Origin of the sequence: Cupriavidus sp. P-10, from assembly GCF_003402535.2 — a bacterium.
In the GTDB taxonomy this organism is placed as follows: domain Bacteria; phylum Pseudomonadota; class Gammaproteobacteria; order Burkholderiales; family Burkholderiaceae; genus Cupriavidus.
The window spans coordinates 407,398-426,976 of the sequence record NZ_AP025173.1; the positions used below are offsets into that span (position 1 = coordinate 407,398).

Below are 19,579 nucleotides of genomic sequence, written 5' to 3' on the forward strand. Positions count from 1 at the left end.
GCATCTCAAGGGCACCTGGCTTATGATGTTCACTAGGTGAACTAGCGGTACACAGGGTGTACGAATGAAGAATAATAGATCGATCCAACGCTGTCTAGCGGTGCTGCGCGCTTTCCGAGAGAACGGGCGACCTACGTTGGCGGAGTTGTCGCGTGCCGTAGACCTGCCGCACCCGACCGTTCTGCGCTTTCTATTGACTTTGGAGGAGGAGGGATATGTCGCGCGCGAGGGCAACCAATGGCGCTTGACTACCCGAGTCTTCGAAATCGGCTTTGCTGCTTTGGAAAGTTTGGGAGTGACAGACTCGGTTCAGCAGATGCTCCAGCAACTGGCTGACACGTACGCAGGAACATCCAACCTGGGTGAAGCGAACCCCGACGGGGTGATCATTATTGGAAGGGCGATGGCACTCGCGGAACGCCGTCGCCTCGTGGTGATGAATCTCCGGGTTGGAAGCATCCTGCCTCCAAGTAGCGCGCTCACACAGGCGTTGACCCTCGGGGTCGGTGAATGGGCGATGGTCGAGTATCCAGAGAGCAATCAGATCTCAGTTGCAGTCCCGCTTGCTCGGGTTGGCAACCGCCAGCTGGCTATCGGGATTTCCACATCGCCAGCCGAGGCGACACCCGAAAGGATCGAGAATGAAATCATTCCAACACTTCAGAATGCCGCAGCGATGGTCTCAAGGCTTGTTGGGATGGGGCCAGCGTAGGGAGTTCGCTCATCGCCCCGGGTGCGGAACCGTCGACTGATCAACACGAATCTGCCCGCTTGGCCGCTGGGATCTGTCCGGCGCTTGCAATCGAGGTTCACGAGGATCTCTGATGATTTCCCGTGAGCACATCGTAGTCGTCGGGGCACCCGCCGCCGGCATCACGGCATCACGGCATCACGGCGGCACGAGCGCTGCGGGCGCAAGGGCTGGCCCGGACGCCTTACGCTCATCGGAAAAGTAGGCGGCTTACCCTAGCATGGCGCTCATTGGACACGCCGACGAGGCCAGTTTCGCGACGGCTTGTGAAACGCGACGCATCATACTGACGCACGATTCTGATTTCTTGGATGATCAGCGCTTCCCATTTCACCGTAACCCAGGCGTGGTCGTTCTACTAGCTGCAACTGGCAATGGGACGCTGGAAATCGCATTAGCAGATCACTTGCGCATACTAACGCCCCGTACGGCAACGCCCATGTTGGCGCCAATATCTTCGCAACAGACGATCGAGAATGGACCGTCCGCAGGCATACTCGCGCCGAAGGAAGGCACGTTGAAACCCGCATCAAGCTGCATCCAGGAGATGACGCCCTAATTTGGGAGTAGCGGAGGCGTACCTAGCTACGCAGACGATTCTGCGACATGAAAGTTGCCGGGCAGGATCAATCTTCGAAGCTGTTCTGATGCGTGGTGTCTGCGACACTGCCGCTTTGGCTGGCGGTCAACGTAAAGGCATTGAGATCTGGGGCCGCTCAGTAGCCAGTACTTTGAGCCCGCATCCGATACTCCAGATCAATGCGGCCACCTTGGTTGTCAGCGTGCTCGTACTGATGATGGCGCGACAACCCGGTGTTCTGGCGATGCACAACTGTCATAGTTGCTGCGGCGCGATCCGTCACTAGGGAATCGCCTTATGTGGACGCCTCCCGGATTGCAAGCCGATTGACATGGTGGTCGACAGGTGAAGGCAGCACGCCTATGTCCGGCCCTTTTGTGCAGGCCGCTCAGCCTGCTGGCCCATATGGAATTCGCTGGCGAGGTCCTCATCTGATCATCGAGCGTTGCTGCTCACATTCCCTATCGGGTTTTCCTCGCCCCGGTCCAACCTGTTAGCCATCATGCGATCAATGCTTGCGCTCCTTGAGAAGAAGTCAGTTCAGGCGGGCCACGCACCTGGCTATGCAGCCATGGCGGGTGCCGTGTATCTCGTATCCCTTGCTAGCACCGCCCAGATGGTCCGGGCGAGTTTGTTGGCTACGGCAGCCACCACTACATTGAAAGGACGTCGCTGAAGCAATCCGTCGAGCCAGGCGGTTCATGCGCCTTTGATGATCACCGATCTGGCGCCGTGTATGAGTAGGGTGCGCAGGTAGGTGTCACCTCGCTTGCTAATGCCAAGCTGGCGCACGTGACCACCGGTGCCCGTTTGTTTCGGTACCAAGCCTAACCAGGCAGCGAACTCACGCCCGGAGCGAAACGTTTTGGCATCGCCGATCGCAGCCACCGCAGCCGTGGCGGTTAGCAGCCCCACGCCAGGAATTTCAGCGATCTTCTGGCATTCCTGATTGTCGCAAAGCGCAACCTTGAGCCGACGTTCCAGCACAGCGATTTCCTTGTCGGTTGCCTGCACGCGTGCCCATTGCTCTCGTAGGCTGTCGATCAGTATGGCTGGCAAGCGATTCGCGATCTTGGCAAGCGCACCAGAAATTTTTTCGGCAAATTCCCGATATCCTTCCGGAAGGACTTCACCAAACTCATAGAGTAAGCCGCGCAATGCGTTCGTCTGCATGATCCGGAACTTCATCAGTTGAGCCCGGATGCGGTGCAGCGCCAGAATGGTCTGTTGCTGCTCGCTCTTGATCGCAACAAACCGCGCCTCGGGCTGCTGGACTGCTGTCCAGATAGCTCTGGCATCGGCAGCGTCGGTTTTATTACGCAACACAAAGGGACGAACCGATCGCACAGAGATGAGCTTCACTTCGTGGCCGAGCTTCTGCAGTTCTCGTGCCCAATGGTGGGCGCTGCCGCAAGCTTCGATGGCAATGAGTGAACGCTCCCGCTGAGCAAGGAAGTCGGTGACCTGGCTCCGCTTCAACTTGATGCGCTCGATTTCACCAGTGTTGGCATTCACCGCATGAAGTTGGAAGACATGCTTGGCAATATCCATGCCGATGACGGTAAGCTTCATTTTGGATCGTCCCGATCAGGGTCGTTTGCAATCGACACCTCCACTTTGGCATAGGGATGCCATGGCAGCGAGGACCCTTACAGTTACTCTTGCAGGTAAGCGGCGCCCCGTTGCCGGGGGGAGGCGTCCATACCGTCTGATTAAATCAGTGCGCGAGTCATCGAGGCATTGGGTGAGCGCGTTGTCATGAGCGTGTCCATGATTCAGGTCCTGTGATGAAGCGACAGATCAGTTTTGCGGAAGCGGAAAGTCACGGCAAGAAGCGTGTGACGCGCCGCCAGCGCTTCCTGTCGGAGATGGAGAGCGTGGTGCCGTGGGCGCGCCTGATTGCGGCGGTCGAGCCGTACTACCCCAAGGGCAAACGTGGCCGGCCGCCGATCGGCCTTGAGCGGATGCTGCGCATTTACTTCCTCCAGCAGTGGTACGGGCTGTCGGACGAGGCACTGGAAGACGCGCTGTACGACAGCATGGCGATGCGGGCGTTTGCCGGGATCGACCTGGCAGTCGAGGCGGTGCCAGACGCGACCACGCTGCTGAAGTTTCGCCGCCTGCTCGTCGAGCATGAACTGACGCGAAAGCTGTTCGACGAGATCGGCATCATGCTGTGCGAGCGGGGACTGATGATGAAGGAAGGCACGATTGTGGATGCCACCATCATCGAGGCGCCACCGTCGACCAAGAACAAAAAGAAGAGCCGCGACCCGGAGATGCACCAGGCCAAGAAAGGCAATGCTTGGCACTTTGGGATGAAAGCCCATGTCGGCGTGGATGCGGCCTCTGGGCTGGTGCATAGCGTGGTGGGCACTGCGGCCAAGAGTCGGACGTGTCGCAGGCCCATGCCTTGCTGCATGGCCACGAGGAGCATGCGTTTGGCGACGCGGGCTACACGGGCGTGGACAAGCGCGAGGAGATGCAAGGCAAGACCGTGAAGTGGCAGGTGGCCGTCAAGCGCGGCAAGATCAAGGCGATGTGTGACGGAGCCGTCAAGGACTTGCTGATCGCCGTCGAGCGGGTCAAGGCACAGATTCGGTCGCGGGTTGAGCATCCGTTCCACGTTATCAAGAATCTGTTTGATCATCGCAAGGTTCGCTACAAGGGCCTGTTCAAGAACACGGCGCAGTTGTTCAGCCTGTTTGGTTTGGCGAATCTGGTGTTCGCCAGGAGGCTGTTGTTGTCCTCAGAGGGGAGCAATCCGTCCTGAGCGCGCAAAAGCGCGACCAGGAAAGGTGCGAAACGCGAGAAAGACGGCTTGAATCGGCCCATCTCTCCCGGATTGCGAAAGCTGAAGTCCTTGGCTTGTGCAACATCAAGCGCAAACCTCATTGATCAGCAATTCCTTAGTGACAACGGTGCCGCTCATTATCGTCACAGCAGCAAATTCGCCAATAAAGGACCTGCGCCAATTAGTCTCGATGGCAAAGGCTAGGCCAGGGCAGATCACCTTTGGATCCGCCGGCAATGGTTCGGGCAGCCATCTGGCCGGGGAACTCCTTAGTACCATGGCTGGCGTCAAGATGAACCACGTTCCCTATAAGGGAGACGCGCCTTCGCTCACAGACGTGCTCGGTCAGCAGATCAATGTTGCCCTTCCCACCTCGCTCGCGGGAATGCCGCAAGTCAAGAGTGGAAAGCTCAGGGCGCTCGCGGTCACGAGCAAGACTCGATTACCGTCACTGCCCGATGTGCCCACGGTAGATGAAGCGCTCGGGATAAACGGCTACGAAGCCGTTTCCTGGGGCGGGTTCATGGTCCCGAGCGGGACATCACAGGCCATCATTGCTAAGATGAACAGCGAGTTCAACAAAGCCCTTCAGGATCCGGAGTTCCGCGACAAGCTGATGGCTCAAGGAGCGCAGATCGCAGGCGGCACGCCTGAGGCGTTCAATGCGTTTCTTCGCGCCGAAGTTTCGAAGTGGAAGCGAGTGGCAGATTCAGCAAAGGTCCGGCTCGACTAGCCTCACCAGGGATGTCGATCCGTCGTCGGGAACCCCCCGACGACGGAAACTGCTTTCGACTACCAATCGTTACAATGGATGGCAGACGGCCGACATTCCGGCTGAAGATAACATCTGACCCGATATGGTGAATGTCAAGCAAGTCGCCCTCCTCGCCGGCGTTTCCTCGGCAACAGTCTCCCGTGCACTGACATCGCCGGATAGGCTGCGACCTGACACGCTGGAGCGCGTGCAGAACGCTATTGCAAGCCTCAACTACGTTCCCTTCTCGGCGGCTCGCGAACTACGTCAGGGGCGCACGCGATCGGTCGGCATAATTGCGCCGACACTGATGAATGAACTTTACGCCAAAGCAGTAGATACCTTGGAGGCCCAGCTCGACCGGCTTGGATATACCGTTCTGTTGACTTGCCATCGGGACGACAGTGAGACCGAATTGCGCTGTGCGCGCGCCCTATTGGAGCGTAGAGTCGACGGGATCGCAATAATCGGTTCACAACATCATCCCGAAGTCTTCTCGCTGATACACAAGCACGCTATTCCGTATGTACTAATGTGGGCCGTGGACCGCGAAGGAATGCATCCGACGGTGGGGTATGACAACCGCTTGGCTATGCGCAGGCTAACCACCTACTTAGTCAAACAAGGACACCGGCAGTTTGCAGTGCTCCCAGGTCCTCTCGAAACTCAGTTTCTATCGTCTCAACGGCTTCTGGGGATCCGAGACGTCCTCAGCGAGAACGACATTTCCTTACCCGATAACCGCATTTTTCCGACCCCTTACGATGCATCTGCTGTGCGACAAGCGGTGCGCGTCTGCCTGCAGCGCAAGGACTTGCTGTTGCATCGGGAACAGCCGACCGCCCTGATATGCATCAATGACTTCATTGCTGTGGCGGCGATCGCGGAGTGCCGCACATTGGGACTTTCGGTTCCGAGCGACATCTCTGTCACAGGCTTCGGCGACTGGCAGATGGCGGAACTGGTAACACCCGCGCTAACGACAGTGCACTCGAATCCCGTTCTGATTGGCGAGCTTACTTCGCGCAACTTGATTGAGCAGATCGAAGGAGGAGCCAAAAACATCCAGACCGAGTTCGAGCCTGACCTAGTAATTCGCGAAAGTACTGCGCCACCTCGATAATAGATGGCGGCCTCAAATCAAAAGTGCAACACCTTGCCATCATGCATTACTGTCCTGATCGTCCCAAGACTTCCCATAGCCGCATGATTTCGCGAGCCTTGGTCTGACGGTCGATGACGTCCGCTTTTCCATCGAGGCCCATCGCCTCACGAGGGAATTCCGCACATCCTGCCGGTGCAAGTTGGACGATCGAGATGCCCTTTCAAAACGGCATAAAGCTGCCTTGCGGCAGCGACGCGTTCTTGTGGCGTTGTTGCTTGTGACACGATCCCGTTCCCCTTTGATGCAGTGGGTAGGATTTTATCGCGCGAGACCTATGTGCCACACGGGCAAATGGGGCACGAAGCAACTGTAGGCGCAGGCAGGACATGGTTCCAGATGGATCGCGGCGATCCAATCGGGTTACATGGCGGTTACATAGACCGCAAAATGCACAAGGGTTTACAGGAAAACCCCTGTAAACCCTTGATTTTATTGGTGCGGCTGCAGGGCTCGAACGCGCCGCCCGATTTCCCGACACAGCGCCGGCAGCGCCACTATGGATTCAAAGATCCATCGCGCAGGCAGCCCAATGAGGCCCGCCACATCAGCTCGATTCGGTCTGTGCAACTTGCGCAATTTGCTCCTTCAGCCATTGCAGACCAGACATGTGTTGTTGTTGACGGTGCCATATCAAGCTGACCTGCACCGCAGGCGTTTCGAAAGGAAGATCCGCGAGCTGCAAGCCATAGTTGTGCACGAAATGCCTGGCCAAGTGCCAGGGCACGGTACCCAGCAAATCGGTGCTGGCGACGATGGCTGGAATGGTCAGGTAGTGCGGAACTTGCAACTGCACATGGCGCTGCACTTTGGCCGAGCCCAGGACGATCTCGAGCGGACTGCCGCGGCCGGCCCGCGGCAGGAGCGAGACGTGCTGTGCGGCCAGATACGCCGTCTTGTCGAGGCCTTCCTTGAATGCAGGGTGGCCCGGTCGGCCGATAACTGCGAGGCGCTCTTCGTGAATCGGTTGGTAGAGCAAATCGGCGTCGTCGAAGTACAGGTAATCAATCGCCAAGTCCAGATCTCCGCTGGCCAGCCGCTGCGGGATCAGGGCACCTTCGTCCGACAGTACCTGCAGCTTCACCTGCGGCGCCAGCGCCATCAGCCGGGTCATCAGGCTCGGTAACAGCCGTAGCTGCCCATAGTCATTCATCGACAGTCGGAAGGTTCGCTCCGTGTCCGGCTGAAAACTCTCTTGAACGGCAAGCCCTGCCTGCAGCAAGCGCAGGGCTTGCCGTACCGGCACGTGCAGCGTCATCGCCCCGGCAGTGGGCTCGAGTCCCTTAGCGGTACGGCGGAAAAGAGGTTGCCCCAGTTGCTCGCGCAGACGACTGAGAGCATTGCTCACCGCCGGCTGGCTCTTGTGCAGTCGCTCGGCCGCGCGTGACAGGTTGCGCTCCTGCATCAGCATGTCGAACACGAAGAGGAGATTGAGATCAATCTGCTGCAAATTCTGATTCATCAATAATTCTCATCATCAATATCCATTGGAATGAAAATGATCGCACCAATAGACTACAACACCAAGCGACCTACTGGCGCCAGACGTCAGAAAGGTCCGCGGGGGCTTGGCGGAACTGGCCACGTATCGCGAGCCCGACAGCGCAACAGTCTTTGAGAGCCGATCATGTCTTTTGATACCCAAACCTTCCGGAAGAAATACCGGGCGAACATTTCGCCTTACTACAACCCCTGGCTGCATGCTGGCTTCGTTCTTGTTTTCGGCGTGACCTTGATCCTCTTCTTGCTGAACAAGTTGGACCACGTCAGCGCGGTGGAGTGGCTAACTGTGCCGGCGACCTTAATTTTCTACAGCAGGGGCGAGTACCGCACCCATAAGGGTCTCGGGCACAACAAGAAGCGATTCGCGAAGGCGTTCTACCAGCGCCACACGGGCGACCATCATAGTTTTTTCGCAGATGACCAGATGCGCTACGAGTTCGCCAAGGACTGGCGGGTGATTCTGTTCCCGGCATGGCTGATCGTTGTCTACAGCATTGGCGCGCTGCTCGCTTGGTCGATCATCGGCCTGGTCAATGCGAACGTCGCTGCGCTGTTTGCCGCCACGCTACTGGGCGGTTATCTCAGCTACGAGATCTTTCATGCCTGCGAGCACCTCCCGCCGCAGAATCCGATCTGTCGCCTGCCGTGGATTCGCCACATGCGGCGGTTGCATGAATTGCATCACCGCCGTGACCTGATGCAGACCAAGAACTTCGCCGTAGTGTTTCCACTGTGGGACTGGATCTATGGAACCCTTCATTGGGAGCCCGAAGAAGCAAGCGAGAGCCTGGTCCCCACCGTCAAGATGCAGCATTCCATTGATATCGCCCGGACGCCAAGCCAGGTACTGGCCTACGTGAGTACTCCGCTTCGTTGGCATGAGTGGCATCCTTACCACGTAGCGGTCACCGGGCAGGGAGGGTCGCTGCCGGTTGGGAGCCACTTTGCGTACGTCGGCGGCCGTGCAGGCAAGTTGCAGTGGGAAGTCGTGGAAAGTCTTCCGGATCGGCTCTGGCGAACCCGGGCCCGTGGCAACCGGGGTCTTGAGATGTTCGTCACGTATGAGTGCATCGGCACAGCCACTGGCACGCGCTTCGTGCGGACGCTGGAGTATCGGTTTTCCAGTGTGGTGGCCCGCATGGCTGATCGGCTGGTTTTGCGTAAGCGAATCGAGCGCGACTCTGTTGCCTTGCTTCACAAGCTGCGCAGCGTCTCCGAGAGCGTTCTTCCCGCGGCAGAAATGGATTGTGCTTCCAAACAGGCGACATGAAGGGCATGGGGGCATGCAGGCTCCACCGCGCGTGTCGGCCTGAATCGCCCCGGCTTTCGAGGAGGCCAGTTGGTTTGAGTTGAGGCTGCCACAGCTGCGTCGACGGGATTCAGAACCAGGCAGTCGAAGCAGTATGGGAGCTGATCTCGGTCTGACACCCACGCCATAGGTGTTTGAAGTGCCTCGAGCCTTGGCATACCAATATGAGTCAGCATCGCAAGGCGGCACAGTGCCTGCTCGTCCATCGGGGGAAATAGCAGCCAGCCAGAATTGGTCAACGCCGGAAACGCACCAAGGTCGCCAATCTGCCACAACTGGTCAACACTGATCTGATACCTTGCGGCCAGGCGACCGAGCCAACCGCCAAACGCTTCGTCATCGAATGGACGCGGAGCAACGGGCCAAGGCCTGACACCCTCAGGAGAGCAGGGTTCGCGCTGCATTCTCTATGTGACCCAGGTCGATGGCCTCCTTCCCATCCCGGATCGCGAGTTCTGCGGAAACAGTCAAGACACGCGACACTTCCCCGGTTAGCCCTCCACTTGCAGTCAGAATGGCATGTACGATCTCTCGCCGTGCGAGATTCGACGGACGTCGAAGCGGCAAAATCATCTCGAAGGCTGCGAGAAGAGAACGAAATGCCTCCGTCTCCTGCCATCTCGGCACCTCGAAACGGGCGAATCGACTGACCATCTGAGGATCCGTTTGGAGCGCCAAGACGGCGTCTTGAGTGCCAACGAGGACAACCGCGATTTTCAAGTCATTGGCGAGGAACTTCAGCAGATTCAGGGATGCACGCTGCTCCCGATAGCCTGCCAACAAGTGATGAACCTCGTCAACGATCAGCATGCGCGCCGAAACTTTTCGAAGCAGTTCGCGACTCAGTTTCTCGAGTGCTGATAGCCTTGCCGCGGCGTTGAAGGGAGCGCCCAGCTCGAAGAGCAATGAGGAATAGCGCCGCCGTGTCCGCCAACAACGCGCCGCACGCTCGCGGTGGGGCTGGATGCGCTGCCGCATTGCGGGCAGATCTGCGCAAGCCGTTGCCCACACTCCTCGCAGAACCTGGCTCCCGCGGGGTTTTCGAACTGGCAATTCGTGCAGCGCATCTCGCCTCCCGACTGCCTGTGCCTGCCACGCAGCCATTACAGGCGCAATCCGGGCAGTTGGCAAGGCGGCGCTGTGGCAACCGATGACTTCTGCCAAGCTTGGGGCGGCACCGCGCGTATTATCAGGCTTGAATTTGTTCGGTGGTCGGGAAAATCATGGATCTTCTGTTGCCCCCAGTCCGGGCGCGGAGGTCACGTGACCATCCACACTCACACCGTGGCAGTCGGCAAATCCCTTTGAGGTCACTCTGCGATCGCAATGATCTGATTCAATTGCTCGCAGGCGGCAGCAAAGACCTCCAAAGGCGCCTGCTTCCAGGGGTGGGCCTTTGCGTTGCGGGCTCGCCAGTCAAATGACTTGGGCTGATGGGCCAGAACGTAGCTGTCCTTCCCCTTCGGTCCCTGAAACCTGATCGCAAACGGATTGGTGTCGTTGTAGGCCGCCGTGGTCATCGGCAAGCCAATCACGATACTGGTCCGCTCATTGAACGGCCGCGGAGAAAGCACAAGCATCGGATGCATATCCTTCATCTCACGGCCGGCTTGCGGATTGCAGTCGATCCAAATGATGTCGCGTCGCTCAGGTGCCCATACCTTGCCCGCCATCAGATAGCCTCCGCGCCGACACGCTGCGTGGCCATGGCTTCACCCCCATGCTTGATAGGATCAAACAGAGCCAACTTCTCCGCGAGCGTGAGGGCACGACGTCCAACGGGCCGTACCGTGACACCAATCTCTTCGACCGAGACCTCGACTTCCTGACCCTCAGCGAAATGGGCCGAGCGGGCCACTGCGGTCGGAATCCGGACGGCCAAGCTGTTCCCCCACTTTTGGATCGTCAGAGTTGCACTTTTTCGCATGATCAAAGCCTTCCAAGAACGTTGATACAAGTCTAAACAAAACCACTAGAAGTTTCAACGCGTATAGACGTTCTACCTCGAACCGCACCCACAGCTTGCCCGGCGGCGTACGACGGGCGATTGATGCTGTCAGAAACCGGCGCTAGTTCCCCTTCTGTCGTAGCGCCCGAGGCCGGGATCTGGCGCGGCGTCGCGTCCGCAGGCGACCACATCGTTTTGACGGCAGAGGCGTAAGCGATCTGGCCCGGAGCGGTGGCCGCCCTGCCCTCGGGACATTCGCACGGCACGGTCATGGGCGTGGCGTACAGTCCTGGGTGAGGCCTAGCCGCCGGCACAAAAATAATTTACATTGCGCTTTAGTCAGCATTTCGGCCCGGCTCCGGATGGCTCCTGCTGAATATTGTTATAGTTCAAGCACTTACCGCTGCCTCCATGGTTCTGGATCCCAGCCTCAACGCCGTCACCAAGCTCACCCGCACCGAGTTTGCCGTGGTCCGTGCCTATGCGCAGGGCATGCGGCCGGTGGACATCGCCAACCGCTACTTGCTGGACCCGGATGAGGACGAGCACCTGAGCGAGGCCCAGGCGATCCAGCGGATCCTGGCCTTGCGCGACCGGCTGGTGCAGTTCGCCTTGCAGCATGGCCGGCCCGAGATTGCCGGCATGTTCGAGGCGCTGCGCGCGCGTTCAGGGGTGGGCATGTCGCGGCGGGTAGACGCCGTGTCGGCGCTTGAGCAGCTTGGACAAGGCTACCCCCAGCCCCAGCACGAGGTGTCGCTCTGGTTCAAGCCGAGCCTGGCACGCCGACTGATGGCCGCCGAGATCCGGCGGATCGAGGACCTGACGTCCTTGGCAAATCGGCGCGGCAGCAGCTGGTGGCGTGCCGTGCCACGCATTGGCGCGCAGTCGGCCGAGGTCATCACGCACTGGCTGGTGCGCCAGCGCTCGGCCATGGGCGCCGCGGCGGTCAAGGCCTATGTGCTGCCGCCTGCCGCCCACGCCCACCGCGACGCGCTGGTGCCCTTGGCCTTGGCCCCCGGTATGCCATATCCCGTGCCACTCGAGCACATGCTGGTGCCAGCCTCAAATACCGCGACAGGGCCGGGGCTTGCCGCCGATCTGGCGTTCGTACGCGGCTGGCTACAGGATCGTGCGCCACATACCCGCAACAGCTACCGGCGCGAGGCCGAGAGGCTGCTGTTGTGGAATGCAGCGCGCAAGAAGGGGCTTCAGGCGTTGGAGGCCTGCGATCTGGAGGCGTATGCGGAATTTTTAGCGGACCCTCAGCCGGCGGCGTTCTGGTGCGGCCCGAGCGGGGCGCGCGACAGGATGCACTGGCGGCCGTTCGAAGGCCCACTGGGGACCAGTTCGGTGGCGGCCGCGTTACGGGTGGTTCGGGCGCTGCTACGCGCAATGGTCAAGGCCGGGCATCTGGCGGGCACCCCGCTCATCCCAAGGCAAGCCGCCGCCGCTGCGCCCACGGCGCTGCGCGCGCCGTCCGTCCAACCCGACGCGGAGGCGTTCCTGGTCTGGCTGGGGGAGGCGCGCCAGGGCCCGAGGCATCGGGCTGCGCTGGCTGCCATACATCTGATGCGCGACGCAGGCTTGCCACTGAGCGAGCTGGCCGCACTGCGCTGCGCCAGTCTGCAGTCGAGTGCCGAGGGCACCTTCCTGCGACGCCCGGGTGCGCGGCAGCAGCTGGTGGCCCTTGACACGGCCGTCCGACAGGCCTTGCAGGCGCATTGGGTCGATCGTGGCTGGCCAAGCATGATGCCGCCGGCGCAGGCAGCCCTGTTGGCGCCCACGATACAGCCTGCCACCGCGCGCGGGCGCAACAAGCGGCTTGCGGGCGTGGCGGGCGGGTACTCGGCCACCGGCCTGGATCAATTGCTGCGTAGTCTGTGGCGGCGCTTCAGCGAGCAGCGCGGGGTCCCATCGGAAGGGTTCACGCCCGGCCAGCTTCGCACGCGCGCCAGCCGGGCCTGAGCTGCTAGCGCCTGGATGCCAAGGCCAACCGAAGCGCCGGAGGCGAAATCCCTCCCCCCACCGCGGGTCCATACAACACAAGCAGCTCACAGAAGTCTACTGGCCGACAATCCCGACTGGAGTGCTCGTAGACCTCGGCCTGCCTTGTCACTTGGCTTATCATTATCCGAATTTTGGAAAGTGAGTGTACACTTTGTATGGGTTACGCGGCATTGCCGGCCTGACCGGCCTAATGTAGGGAGGCGCCAACCGGTCGCTTGCTGCATCCTAGTCCGCCATGCCCCCCCGGCAGCTTTTCACTGGCAGGAGGGGTGCTGCGGCCCATCCTCCGAACGTGCGGCGGGGCTGCGTGTGCGGCGATCGGTTCGACCGTCAGCTAGTACGAATCTGGCACTACATCAAAGCTGCTATAGGGGAATAGCCGCGCGTGCATCCCCTGCCCGGTTCCACCACCTGCGTTGGCATGCCATGCGTTCGGCCGATTACTTGGCACTTGGAAGGCTGCCGATGCCAGCGGCATGGCCAGGGGTTCTTGCCGGACGGACTCTATCGGATGCTGACAACGACGCTGCTTCGCCTCGCGGTAGACAGTACCCTGCCGCTTGACGAGGCCGAGCGCCGTTTGCTGCGCAGGGCCGCACCCAATGCGCTGCGACCCACCTTCGCCATTCAGGCAGTGGCCAACGATATCCCGCCCGACGTCGTCCAAAGGCTGCTTGGCCAGGCATCGCTGCAGACGAGTTCGCTGCCTGTCCGCTGGGGAGAGGAAGCGCAACTTACAAAGCATCGCGAGCGGTCGTGAACCTCACAGGTCGTCGCCGACGGATCCAGCCATTCTCATTTCCAGCGGGGCGAGAATATATCAATGGGGTTACGTGGGCGCCGACGATTGCGATCGCTACAAGAATTTCCTAGCGCAGCCGGATGCGCTCTGGATCGGCCCCAAGACTTCGCTAACTGCAGCGTGCTGACGCCCGTTCGCCGGACCGCTAAAGGGGGAATCCCAGCGCTATGCGGTGCGCGCGGATTTGTTTCTGGTTGGCCGGCGTGCGCTATTTGGGGCGGCAACCCCTGGCTGACAGCGAAAGAGCCAGTTGCAGCACGGCGCGAGATCCCCTTTGCAGTCGACAAGGCGTTGTCTGGAGAGTCGTGGGAAGCCCTCGCGAGGCGAGACGGTATCCTTGGCTATGGCAGGGCACTCCTCGGCAAGCGAAGCAAATGGCGCACGGTGCGCCTGCCCACGCGCGTCATTGACGCATTGCGAGCGGGTTGGGTTGATGGCGTACGTTATTTTGAGAATCCGGGAGACCAGGAGCTCTCCCTGCTCTCCCCTGTGGTGAATGCCTTCTACGCCCGCAGCACAGTCAATCCACATTAAGCTAAGCGCGGAGATACCAGCACTGACGGGGCCATGGTTTTCCCCGGATGGGCTCTACCGAATGCTGTCAACGGGCGTTGCAGCGCATCGCAGGGGATACGACGTTACTTCTTCATCAGGTGGAGCGGCAGCTGCTACGCCCCATCCATTGCGGAACACCTTCCTCGCCACCCATGCGGTAGCCAATGATGTCCCGACAGATGTCCTTCAAAGGCTGCTGGACCATGCCTCATTGCAAACGACTTCGCTGTATGTGCCCTCGGAGAGAAAGCGCACCTTACATGAAATCGCCAAGCTTTTTGAGAGCCATACGTGACAACAAGGGAAGAGTGCAATCCCAAGCGAACAGGATGATCGCTGCCATAGCGTCAACAGGGACGAGCCAACCCGCGTAGGGTCGGGCTGACCAAAACGCTCTAGTTGTTACACGAGCCGGTAATCAAGCTAGAGGCCAGCGGGGTACCAGCCGGCTACTGCGCCGCGGTTCACCAGAATGATCTCATTGGGAACGTGCCCCAGCTGCAGCACACTTCCTCCCCACTAAGACAAATGTCCGTCATCCGACAGGTGGGATTCAGCAGAGGCCCACGGCTTCATAAGCGACGGGATACTTGGCACCGGCCCATCCGACCTAGCGCGCATGGCGCCAAACCGGCAACGGCCGAGTTTTCGCACCAGAGTCGAATGCGATGACTGGCGAGGCGTGTGAGCTCCTTTAGCATTGGGCGCGTAGCCTGTCCGGCGTCTTGGCCCTGCACCGTGGCCAAAGTTGCAGCGAGGCCGCCCTCAGCCGACAAGCCCGCCGACCGCGCGGTTGTCTGTTCCGGCGTCGAGATCTGCGATGGCAGTGAGGAGCATCCTCATGCTTCTATATCCGGCCTTCGTGGCCCTTTCTCACTGCGGCAAGAACACCAAGATTGTGGGTCGCGGCGGGTAGCTTCTTGTAAGGTCACCAAATTGTAGTGTTTCGAGACTTTTACAAACGCAAAATCACCGTCTGTCCGGTTGCGACGTCGTGTGCCGCTAAGCATAGCTACGCACAGTGCGGCTTGCGCACAAGAGGACGGAGGTTCCGGAGTGTGCCTAATAGGCACACGTTCTTGGCGCCGTCACAACGGGCATAACCACAGGATGACTAGCCTATACACCATTGTTAGGCTGCGGGAGCGGAGCTCGTCTCGGCCTCCAGATGACCTTGTCATTCGAACAATGGGAAGGTGGGCCCTCACTGTGCCTAATAGGCGCGCTCAGCGAACGGCGCCAGGAGTGCGCCTATTAGACACACCGACGGTAGGCTGCGGTCGAGGGCGAGTGGGCCCGGCTCTAGCGGCGCCGTCAGCAGACTGGGACGCGTCCACGGTTGCGCGTGCCACAACCTCAGGCGGACCCACCGTCCTCTGGGAATTGGGTAACTTAAAGAGATACCTTTCCTCTAACACGGTAGTGGACGCCATTCTGTTGCGTTGGGACGGCCGGGTTACGACTTCAACTCATCATTGAGTTCGTTCGCGCTTCTATCCCCTGTAGGGATTTCGGACACGCCATGGGCCCACGGGTAAGCATTTCAGCCCGACTGAGACGACAAACACACTGGCCGGTAACGGCTTTTCGCCGGACAGTACTTGTTAGGTTCAAACGGGGTTGACGACCAGAGTACCGACTTGCCCGGCAAGCGTGTGGCGCGGCGCGCTTGTAGGTTCCATTCGTCTGTCACCTTTCCCACGCAGCCAGCCGCAAAGCTGATGCCCATTGACGTCCTGCAGCGCCTCCTCATATACGCTCCCAACAGACGACTTCATCCACGTCCAGGCAGAGCGCGCACGCGGCACAGACGAAGTGACGAAATATCTCAGCAACTGAAGTCACGCGATACAAGTTGTGCCTAATAGGCACACCTCGCGCCACCGCCGATTATGCCTAGAAGCACAGTTCTGGCGGCCGTAGGCACCCTCGCTCTGAGTCGGCCTTTTAGGCACACTTAAGCCGTAAAAAAACCCGCCATTGGCGGGCTTCTGATGTGACTAAACTGCGCATCAATTTGGAGTGCCACTGAATAGTTCGCTGATGAACTGGCGAATCCGCGTCTCCTGGGAGTCGGATAGAACTCCGGTTTTGATTTTTACTGTAAAGTTCTTTATATCCTTTGTGATGCTGCCCGCGTGGTTCTGACCAGCAAAGAACTTTTCGATGGAGCGCTCGCGAGCCGCTGAGCCCGACACTTTTTTAGTAGCCAATGCGGTTACGGCCGCGGCGAGCTTGCCCTGATCAAGATGGCCCCCGACGACATCGGTCCATAGTTCTCTAGTTGCCGACACACCCGCCTCTCCGTGTTTCTTCAGGCAAGACGCCAGTGCATCTGCGGCGTTACTCCCAAGAAGACTTGGCTGCAGGTCCAAGTCATGCTTCACGAAATCGGGCAAATCATAGAAAGCCATGAACTTGTAAAGCCCTCGCCTGGACAAGCCTACCGCCTCCGCAAGTCGTGTACGGTTCGGGAACTCCTTTTCCGAACGTTGAATAGACAAGGCGATCTCGTAGTCGGAAAGGTCGTCTCGGCCGATGTTTTCGACCAAGGCCAACACAATCATGTCCGCGTCGCTGCAGTCGACGACGACAGCCTTGATGTTCTCGAGCCCCAACATCTTATGTGCACGCCACCGGCGCTCACCGGCCACAAGTTGGAAACCTGGCTCAACGCGACGTACTACGATAGGCTGCAGTAACCCAACCTCGCGAATCGATTCAGCAAGCTCTGTCAGCTTGAGTTCATTGAAGGTGCGCCGCGGCTGCCAGGGGTTGGGAACAATATCCGCAACCGGCAGTTCCGAAGGCAACCCCGTCGCCTCTAACTCTTGAACCCTCAATTGCGCGGCAGCCAATGCGCCCGCCATACCTGGCGCTGTCTCAGTCCGATTTGCTCGACGAGTGGCATCCGGCTTACGGTCCGCCGTTGAGCGGATGTTCGCCGTCTTGGCGAGCATTTGTTCGCGAATGTTGCTCATTGTGCAGGCCTCCACTGTTTCACAAACATGTCGTCAACCCAACGGCAGTAATCCACCAGCGGCTGCCGAACACGCTGAAGCGACTTGGCTTGGCTGTGTGAGCTGCTGATGTCAAACACCGTGGTAAATGCCAGTGCGCCGGAGCTCATCACTGAGCTGGCAGGCACTTCAAAAGGGGCGAGCCAATGCCGATATGCACCTTGAGCCCAAGTTCGCACCACAGGAGCTGCCGATGTGGGCCCATAGTTAACTCGCGTCAAGAGCACTGACACGAAGTCGTACTTCTTATCGGCTTCGAATCTCATGAATGACTTTGCGACATCCGAAAAGAGTCGCCAGAACGACAAGGAGCTAAAGAAGTCCAGGTTTTCCGGCACCATGGGCATGACCATGGCATCGGCCGCCATCAATGCGTTCAAGTTGAGGTAGGACAGCGACGGCGAAGTATCCAGAATAATGTAGTCATACTTCTTTCGCAGTGGCTGGAGACCATCACGGAGTACCTGCCAGAATTTGAATCCTGGCACCTTCATCTGCATAGCAGGGAGGTGGTACTCCGCACCCACTAGTTCCGTGTGAGCCGGAATAACGTCCAGGCCATCCCAGTATGTCGATTGCAACTTCGCTTCCAAGCCACCTTCGACATCCTGGTTGTAAATGAAAGGCAGAATTGAGTCATCGGCGAATACCTCCTTCTCCGCGTACAAGCCGCACAACTCAGAAAGGGACGCCTGGGGGTCCAAATCGACGACCAGCACCTTACGGCCACGCAAGCTAAGGCCTTGCGCTAAGCACATAGTCGTAGTCGTTTTTGCGGACCCACCCTTCAATTGCGAAGTGATAATAATCTTGCCTTCGAAATCGCTAGGTCCAGCAACCAGCGGGGTCTGGTAGATGTCCGATACTTGTTGGACCCAATTTCTTGCCTCAGCCAAAGTAAACGTTCGGCCGCGACCAACGGTCTGCCCTTCAGGCAGCACACCGTCGCTATTCTTCGCCATGTGCAAGACCTGCTGACGGCTCAAACCACACAGCTCTGCAATTTCTGAAGTACTAAACATCGGTGCCGTCTTACGTGGCCGCGGCGCAAGAATCTGGTCACGTAACTCGACTGCGTAGTCGGTCACCACATCTGCAAAATCGCTAATCTCAGCTAGGGTGACCGTCGGGTCTATGGGCATCGGTTGACTGATATTCGCCATCGCAGCTCTTTTTCCGAAATTTGGACAAGCGCAGAATACAGCAATTGAGCAAACGCGTCCGCATATTTTGTGTAATCCGCGACACAGCGAAATCACTAAAGTTTACGAAACTAAGCTACAAGCCTTTGATTTACAACGTTTTCGGAAGATATGGGAAGAGGTGGCGCAAACGACTCAAAGAACTTTTGGAAGTCGCCAAGGAGCCATAAAAGGTGAGAGCCAAGTCCTCTCACCTCTCACCTTAGCCGTGTTCTTTGGTACAAAATCTCTCACCCAATCCCGCATCCATCGCCAGCGATGTGCTGTTCGATCCACACTTCAAAGCTCAAGATGAAACCTAAGGTGAGAGTTTTTGTAAGCCACGCGACGCCTACGCACAGCATCAACAGAACTCCGAACAAAATCTCTCACCCGATCGACTGGTCCGCAGAGTTAGAAGCCACTTCCTAGAACCAGGGGGCTGTAAAAGTGAGAGATTTTGTGCTCTGCCAAGCCAATCAAGAAGCCTACGCGCGCTGAGGTGGCCACAAGCAGACCACCAGCGAACTCTCAAAACGAGCCTAGGTACAAAATCTCTCACCTTTTGAAGGCTTCATCGCTGTTCAAAAACTCAAGTGCGATCGCAGGTTACAAAATCTCTCACCTTCGGATAACACCTTGACTTCAGCGCCCGAACAGCTGCGGCACAAAATCTCTCACCTTCAATGGATCTCGCGTGGGACTCAGTCACCTGCAGCTCCCACCCATGGCGACCGAATTTTGACTGGCGTCTGTTTGTTTGTTTGTTTGTGTTGTAAACAAAGAAAAACCAACAAACCTACAAACAGAGCAGGGTGATCCTCATAAAAATCAAAAACTTATCAGCCAAAAGTGAGGGATACGCCTACCGCAAGGTGAGAAACTTTGTTCCCTCAGGTGGTAGTTGTATACGTCTAAAGGGAGAGATCGCGGAGCCGAAGGTGAGAAAAGAGACCAGATAGGTAGTTCAGGTGAGAGATTTTGATTCACTCCTGTGGACATCTCTCGTATACGCTTGTTTTATAAAAGCAATTTCAACCAGCCGACGATCGTGAGGTGAGAGATTGTGTACCAAGGTGAGAGATCATGTACCTCGGCCGACACGAGGCACCTATTCCAGGTGAGATGAGTCCACATTGACATCTCACCATCACCTGACTAAAGTCTCGTGCAATTCATAACGTAAACAAGCTGCCCTCTCAGGAATCCCGGC

The 19,579-nt window shown here is 58.4% G+C and carries 15 protein-coding genes and 2 pseudogenes; 9 read left to right on the plus strand and 8 right to left on the minus strand.

Annotation, left to right across the window (positions count from 1 at the left end):
- The first annotated feature begins 64 nt into the window (after nt 1–64).
- Both CTP10_RS39425 and CTP10_RS41535 read left to right on the plus strand, forming a co-directional pair.
- Nucleotides 65–712, plus strand: a complete 648-nt coding sequence (locus CTP10_RS39425) for an IclR family transcriptional regulator (protein WP_043355366.1) — start codon at nt 65–67, stop codon at nt 710–712.
- Between the two features lie 259 nt (nt 713–971).
- Nucleotides 972–1,310 (plus strand): DUF5615 family PIN-like protein, encoded by a 339-nt coding sequence (locus CTP10_RS41535; RefSeq protein WP_377747427.1) that lies wholly within the window; start codon nt 972–974, stop codon nt 1,308–1,310.
- A 582-nt stretch (nt 1,311–1,892) separates the two neighbouring features.
- Here CTP10_RS41535 and CTP10_RS39430 read toward each other — a convergent pair.
- Nucleotides 1,893–2,903 (minus strand): annotated as a pseudogene (locus CTP10_RS39430) (IS110 family transposase).
- A gap of 215 nt (nt 2,904–3,118) precedes the next feature.
- Here CTP10_RS39430 and CTP10_RS39435 point away from each other — a divergent pair.
- The 3 genes from CTP10_RS39435 (at nt 3,119) to CTP10_RS39445 (ending at nt 6,002) form a co-directional block, all read left to right on the plus strand.
- Nucleotides 3,119–4,104, plus strand: a protein-coding gene (locus CTP10_RS39435; RefSeq protein WP_412459421.1) for an IS5 family transposase whose coding sequence is annotated in 2 segments (ribosomal slippage) — nt 3,119–3,716 and nt 3,716–4,104 — 987 coding nt in all. Because the reading frame shifts where the segments join, the coding sequence is not laid out codon by codon here.
- A 121-nt stretch (nt 4,105–4,225) separates the two neighbouring features.
- Nucleotides 4,226–4,858, plus strand: a complete 633-nt coding sequence (locus CTP10_RS39440; RefSeq protein ID WP_233528039.1) for a tripartite tricarboxylate transporter substrate-binding protein — start codon at nt 4,226–4,228, stop codon at nt 4,856–4,858.
- Between the two features lie 124 nt (nt 4,859–4,982).
- Complete coding sequence (locus CTP10_RS39445) at nt 4,983–6,002, plus strand: LacI family DNA-binding transcriptional regulator (protein WP_058698223.1); 1,020 nt, start codon at nt 4,983–4,985, stop codon at nt 6,000–6,002.
- 586 nt (nt 6,003–6,588) lie between these two features.
- On the opposite strand, the gene bsrA is transcribed toward CTP10_RS39445, so the two are convergent.
- A complete protein-coding gene (gene bsrA / locus CTP10_RS39450; RefSeq protein WP_058698222.1) occupies nt 6,589–7,503 on the minus strand; it encodes a LysR family transcriptional regulator BsrA in 915 nt (304 codons plus the stop codon).
- A gap of 165 nt (nt 7,504–7,668) precedes the next feature.
- Here bsrA and CTP10_RS39455 point away from each other — a divergent pair, with 165 nt between their 5' ends.
- Nucleotides 7,669–8,814 (plus strand): sterol desaturase/SRPBCC family protein, encoded by a 1,146-nt coding sequence (locus tag CTP10_RS39455; RefSeq protein WP_058698221.1) that lies wholly within the window; start codon nt 7,669–7,671, stop codon nt 8,812–8,814.
- Nucleotides 8,815–9,231: 417 nt separating this feature from the next.
- On the opposite strand, the gene CTP10_RS39460 is transcribed toward CTP10_RS39455, so the two are convergent.
- The 4 genes and pseudogenes from CTP10_RS39460 to CTP10_RS39475 form a co-directional block, all read right to left on the minus strand.
- Nucleotides 9,232–9,831, minus strand: a complete 600-nt coding sequence (locus CTP10_RS39460; protein ID WP_081050312.1) for a TniB family NTP-binding protein — start codon at nt 9,829–9,831, stop codon at nt 9,232–9,234.
- Nucleotides 9,832–9,854: 23 nt separating this feature from the next.
- Nucleotides 9,855–9,920: pseudogene (locus CTP10_RS39465) on the minus strand (zinc-ribbon domain-containing protein); the annotation flags it as partial.
- Nucleotides 9,921–10,163: 243 nt separating this feature from the next.
- Nucleotides 10,164–10,526, minus strand: coding sequence for a type II toxin-antitoxin system PemK/MazF family toxin (locus CTP10_RS39470; protein ID WP_058698219.1), 363 nt, complete (start codon nt 10,524–10,526; stop codon nt 10,164–10,166).
- Nucleotides 10,526–10,780, minus strand: a complete 255-nt coding sequence (locus CTP10_RS39475) for an AbrB/MazE/SpoVT family DNA-binding domain-containing protein (RefSeq protein ID WP_058698259.1) — start codon at nt 10,778–10,780, stop codon at nt 10,526–10,528. Before CTP10_RS39475 ends, CTP10_RS39470 begins: the two co-directional genes overlap by 1 nt.
- Before the next feature lie 432 nt (nt 10,781–11,212).
- On the opposite strand from CTP10_RS39475, the gene CTP10_RS39480 reads away from it, so the two are divergent.
- The 3 genes from CTP10_RS39480 to CTP10_RS39490 all read left to right on the plus strand — a co-directional run bounded on the left by CTP10_RS39480 (nt 11,213) and on the right by CTP10_RS39490 (nt 14,460).
- Nucleotides 11,213–12,766 carry a phage integrase family protein gene (locus CTP10_RS39480; RefSeq protein ID WP_058698218.1) on the plus strand — a complete coding sequence of 518 codons (1,554 nt, stop codon included), beginning with the start codon at nt 11,213–11,215 and terminating at the stop codon, nt 12,764–12,766.
- Between the two features lie 553 nt (nt 12,767–13,319).
- Nucleotides 13,320–13,568: a hypothetical protein gene (locus CTP10_RS39485; RefSeq protein ID WP_058698217.1), complete on the plus strand. Its 249-nt coding sequence runs from the start codon at nt 13,320–13,322 to the stop codon at nt 13,566–13,568.
- 637 nt (nt 13,569–14,205) lie between these two features.
- Nucleotides 14,206–14,460: a tyrosine-type recombinase/integrase gene (locus CTP10_RS39490; protein WP_233528064.1), complete on the plus strand. Its 255-nt coding sequence runs from the start codon at nt 14,206–14,208 to the stop codon at nt 14,458–14,460.
- 1,717 nt (nt 14,461–16,177) lie between these two features.
- Here CTP10_RS39490 and CTP10_RS39495 read toward each other — a convergent pair.
- A complete protein-coding gene (locus tag CTP10_RS39495; protein ID WP_058698216.1) occupies nt 16,178–17,146 on the minus strand; it encodes a ParB/RepB/Spo0J family partition protein in 969 nt (322 codons plus the stop codon).
- Nucleotides 17,143–18,348, minus strand: coding sequence for a ParA family protein (locus CTP10_RS39500; RefSeq protein WP_171514465.1), 1,206 nt, complete (start codon nt 18,346–18,348; stop codon nt 17,143–17,145). The genes CTP10_RS39495 and CTP10_RS39500 overlap by 4 nt, the downstream gene beginning before the upstream one ends.
- Nucleotides 18,349–19,579 lie beyond the last annotated feature (1,231 nt).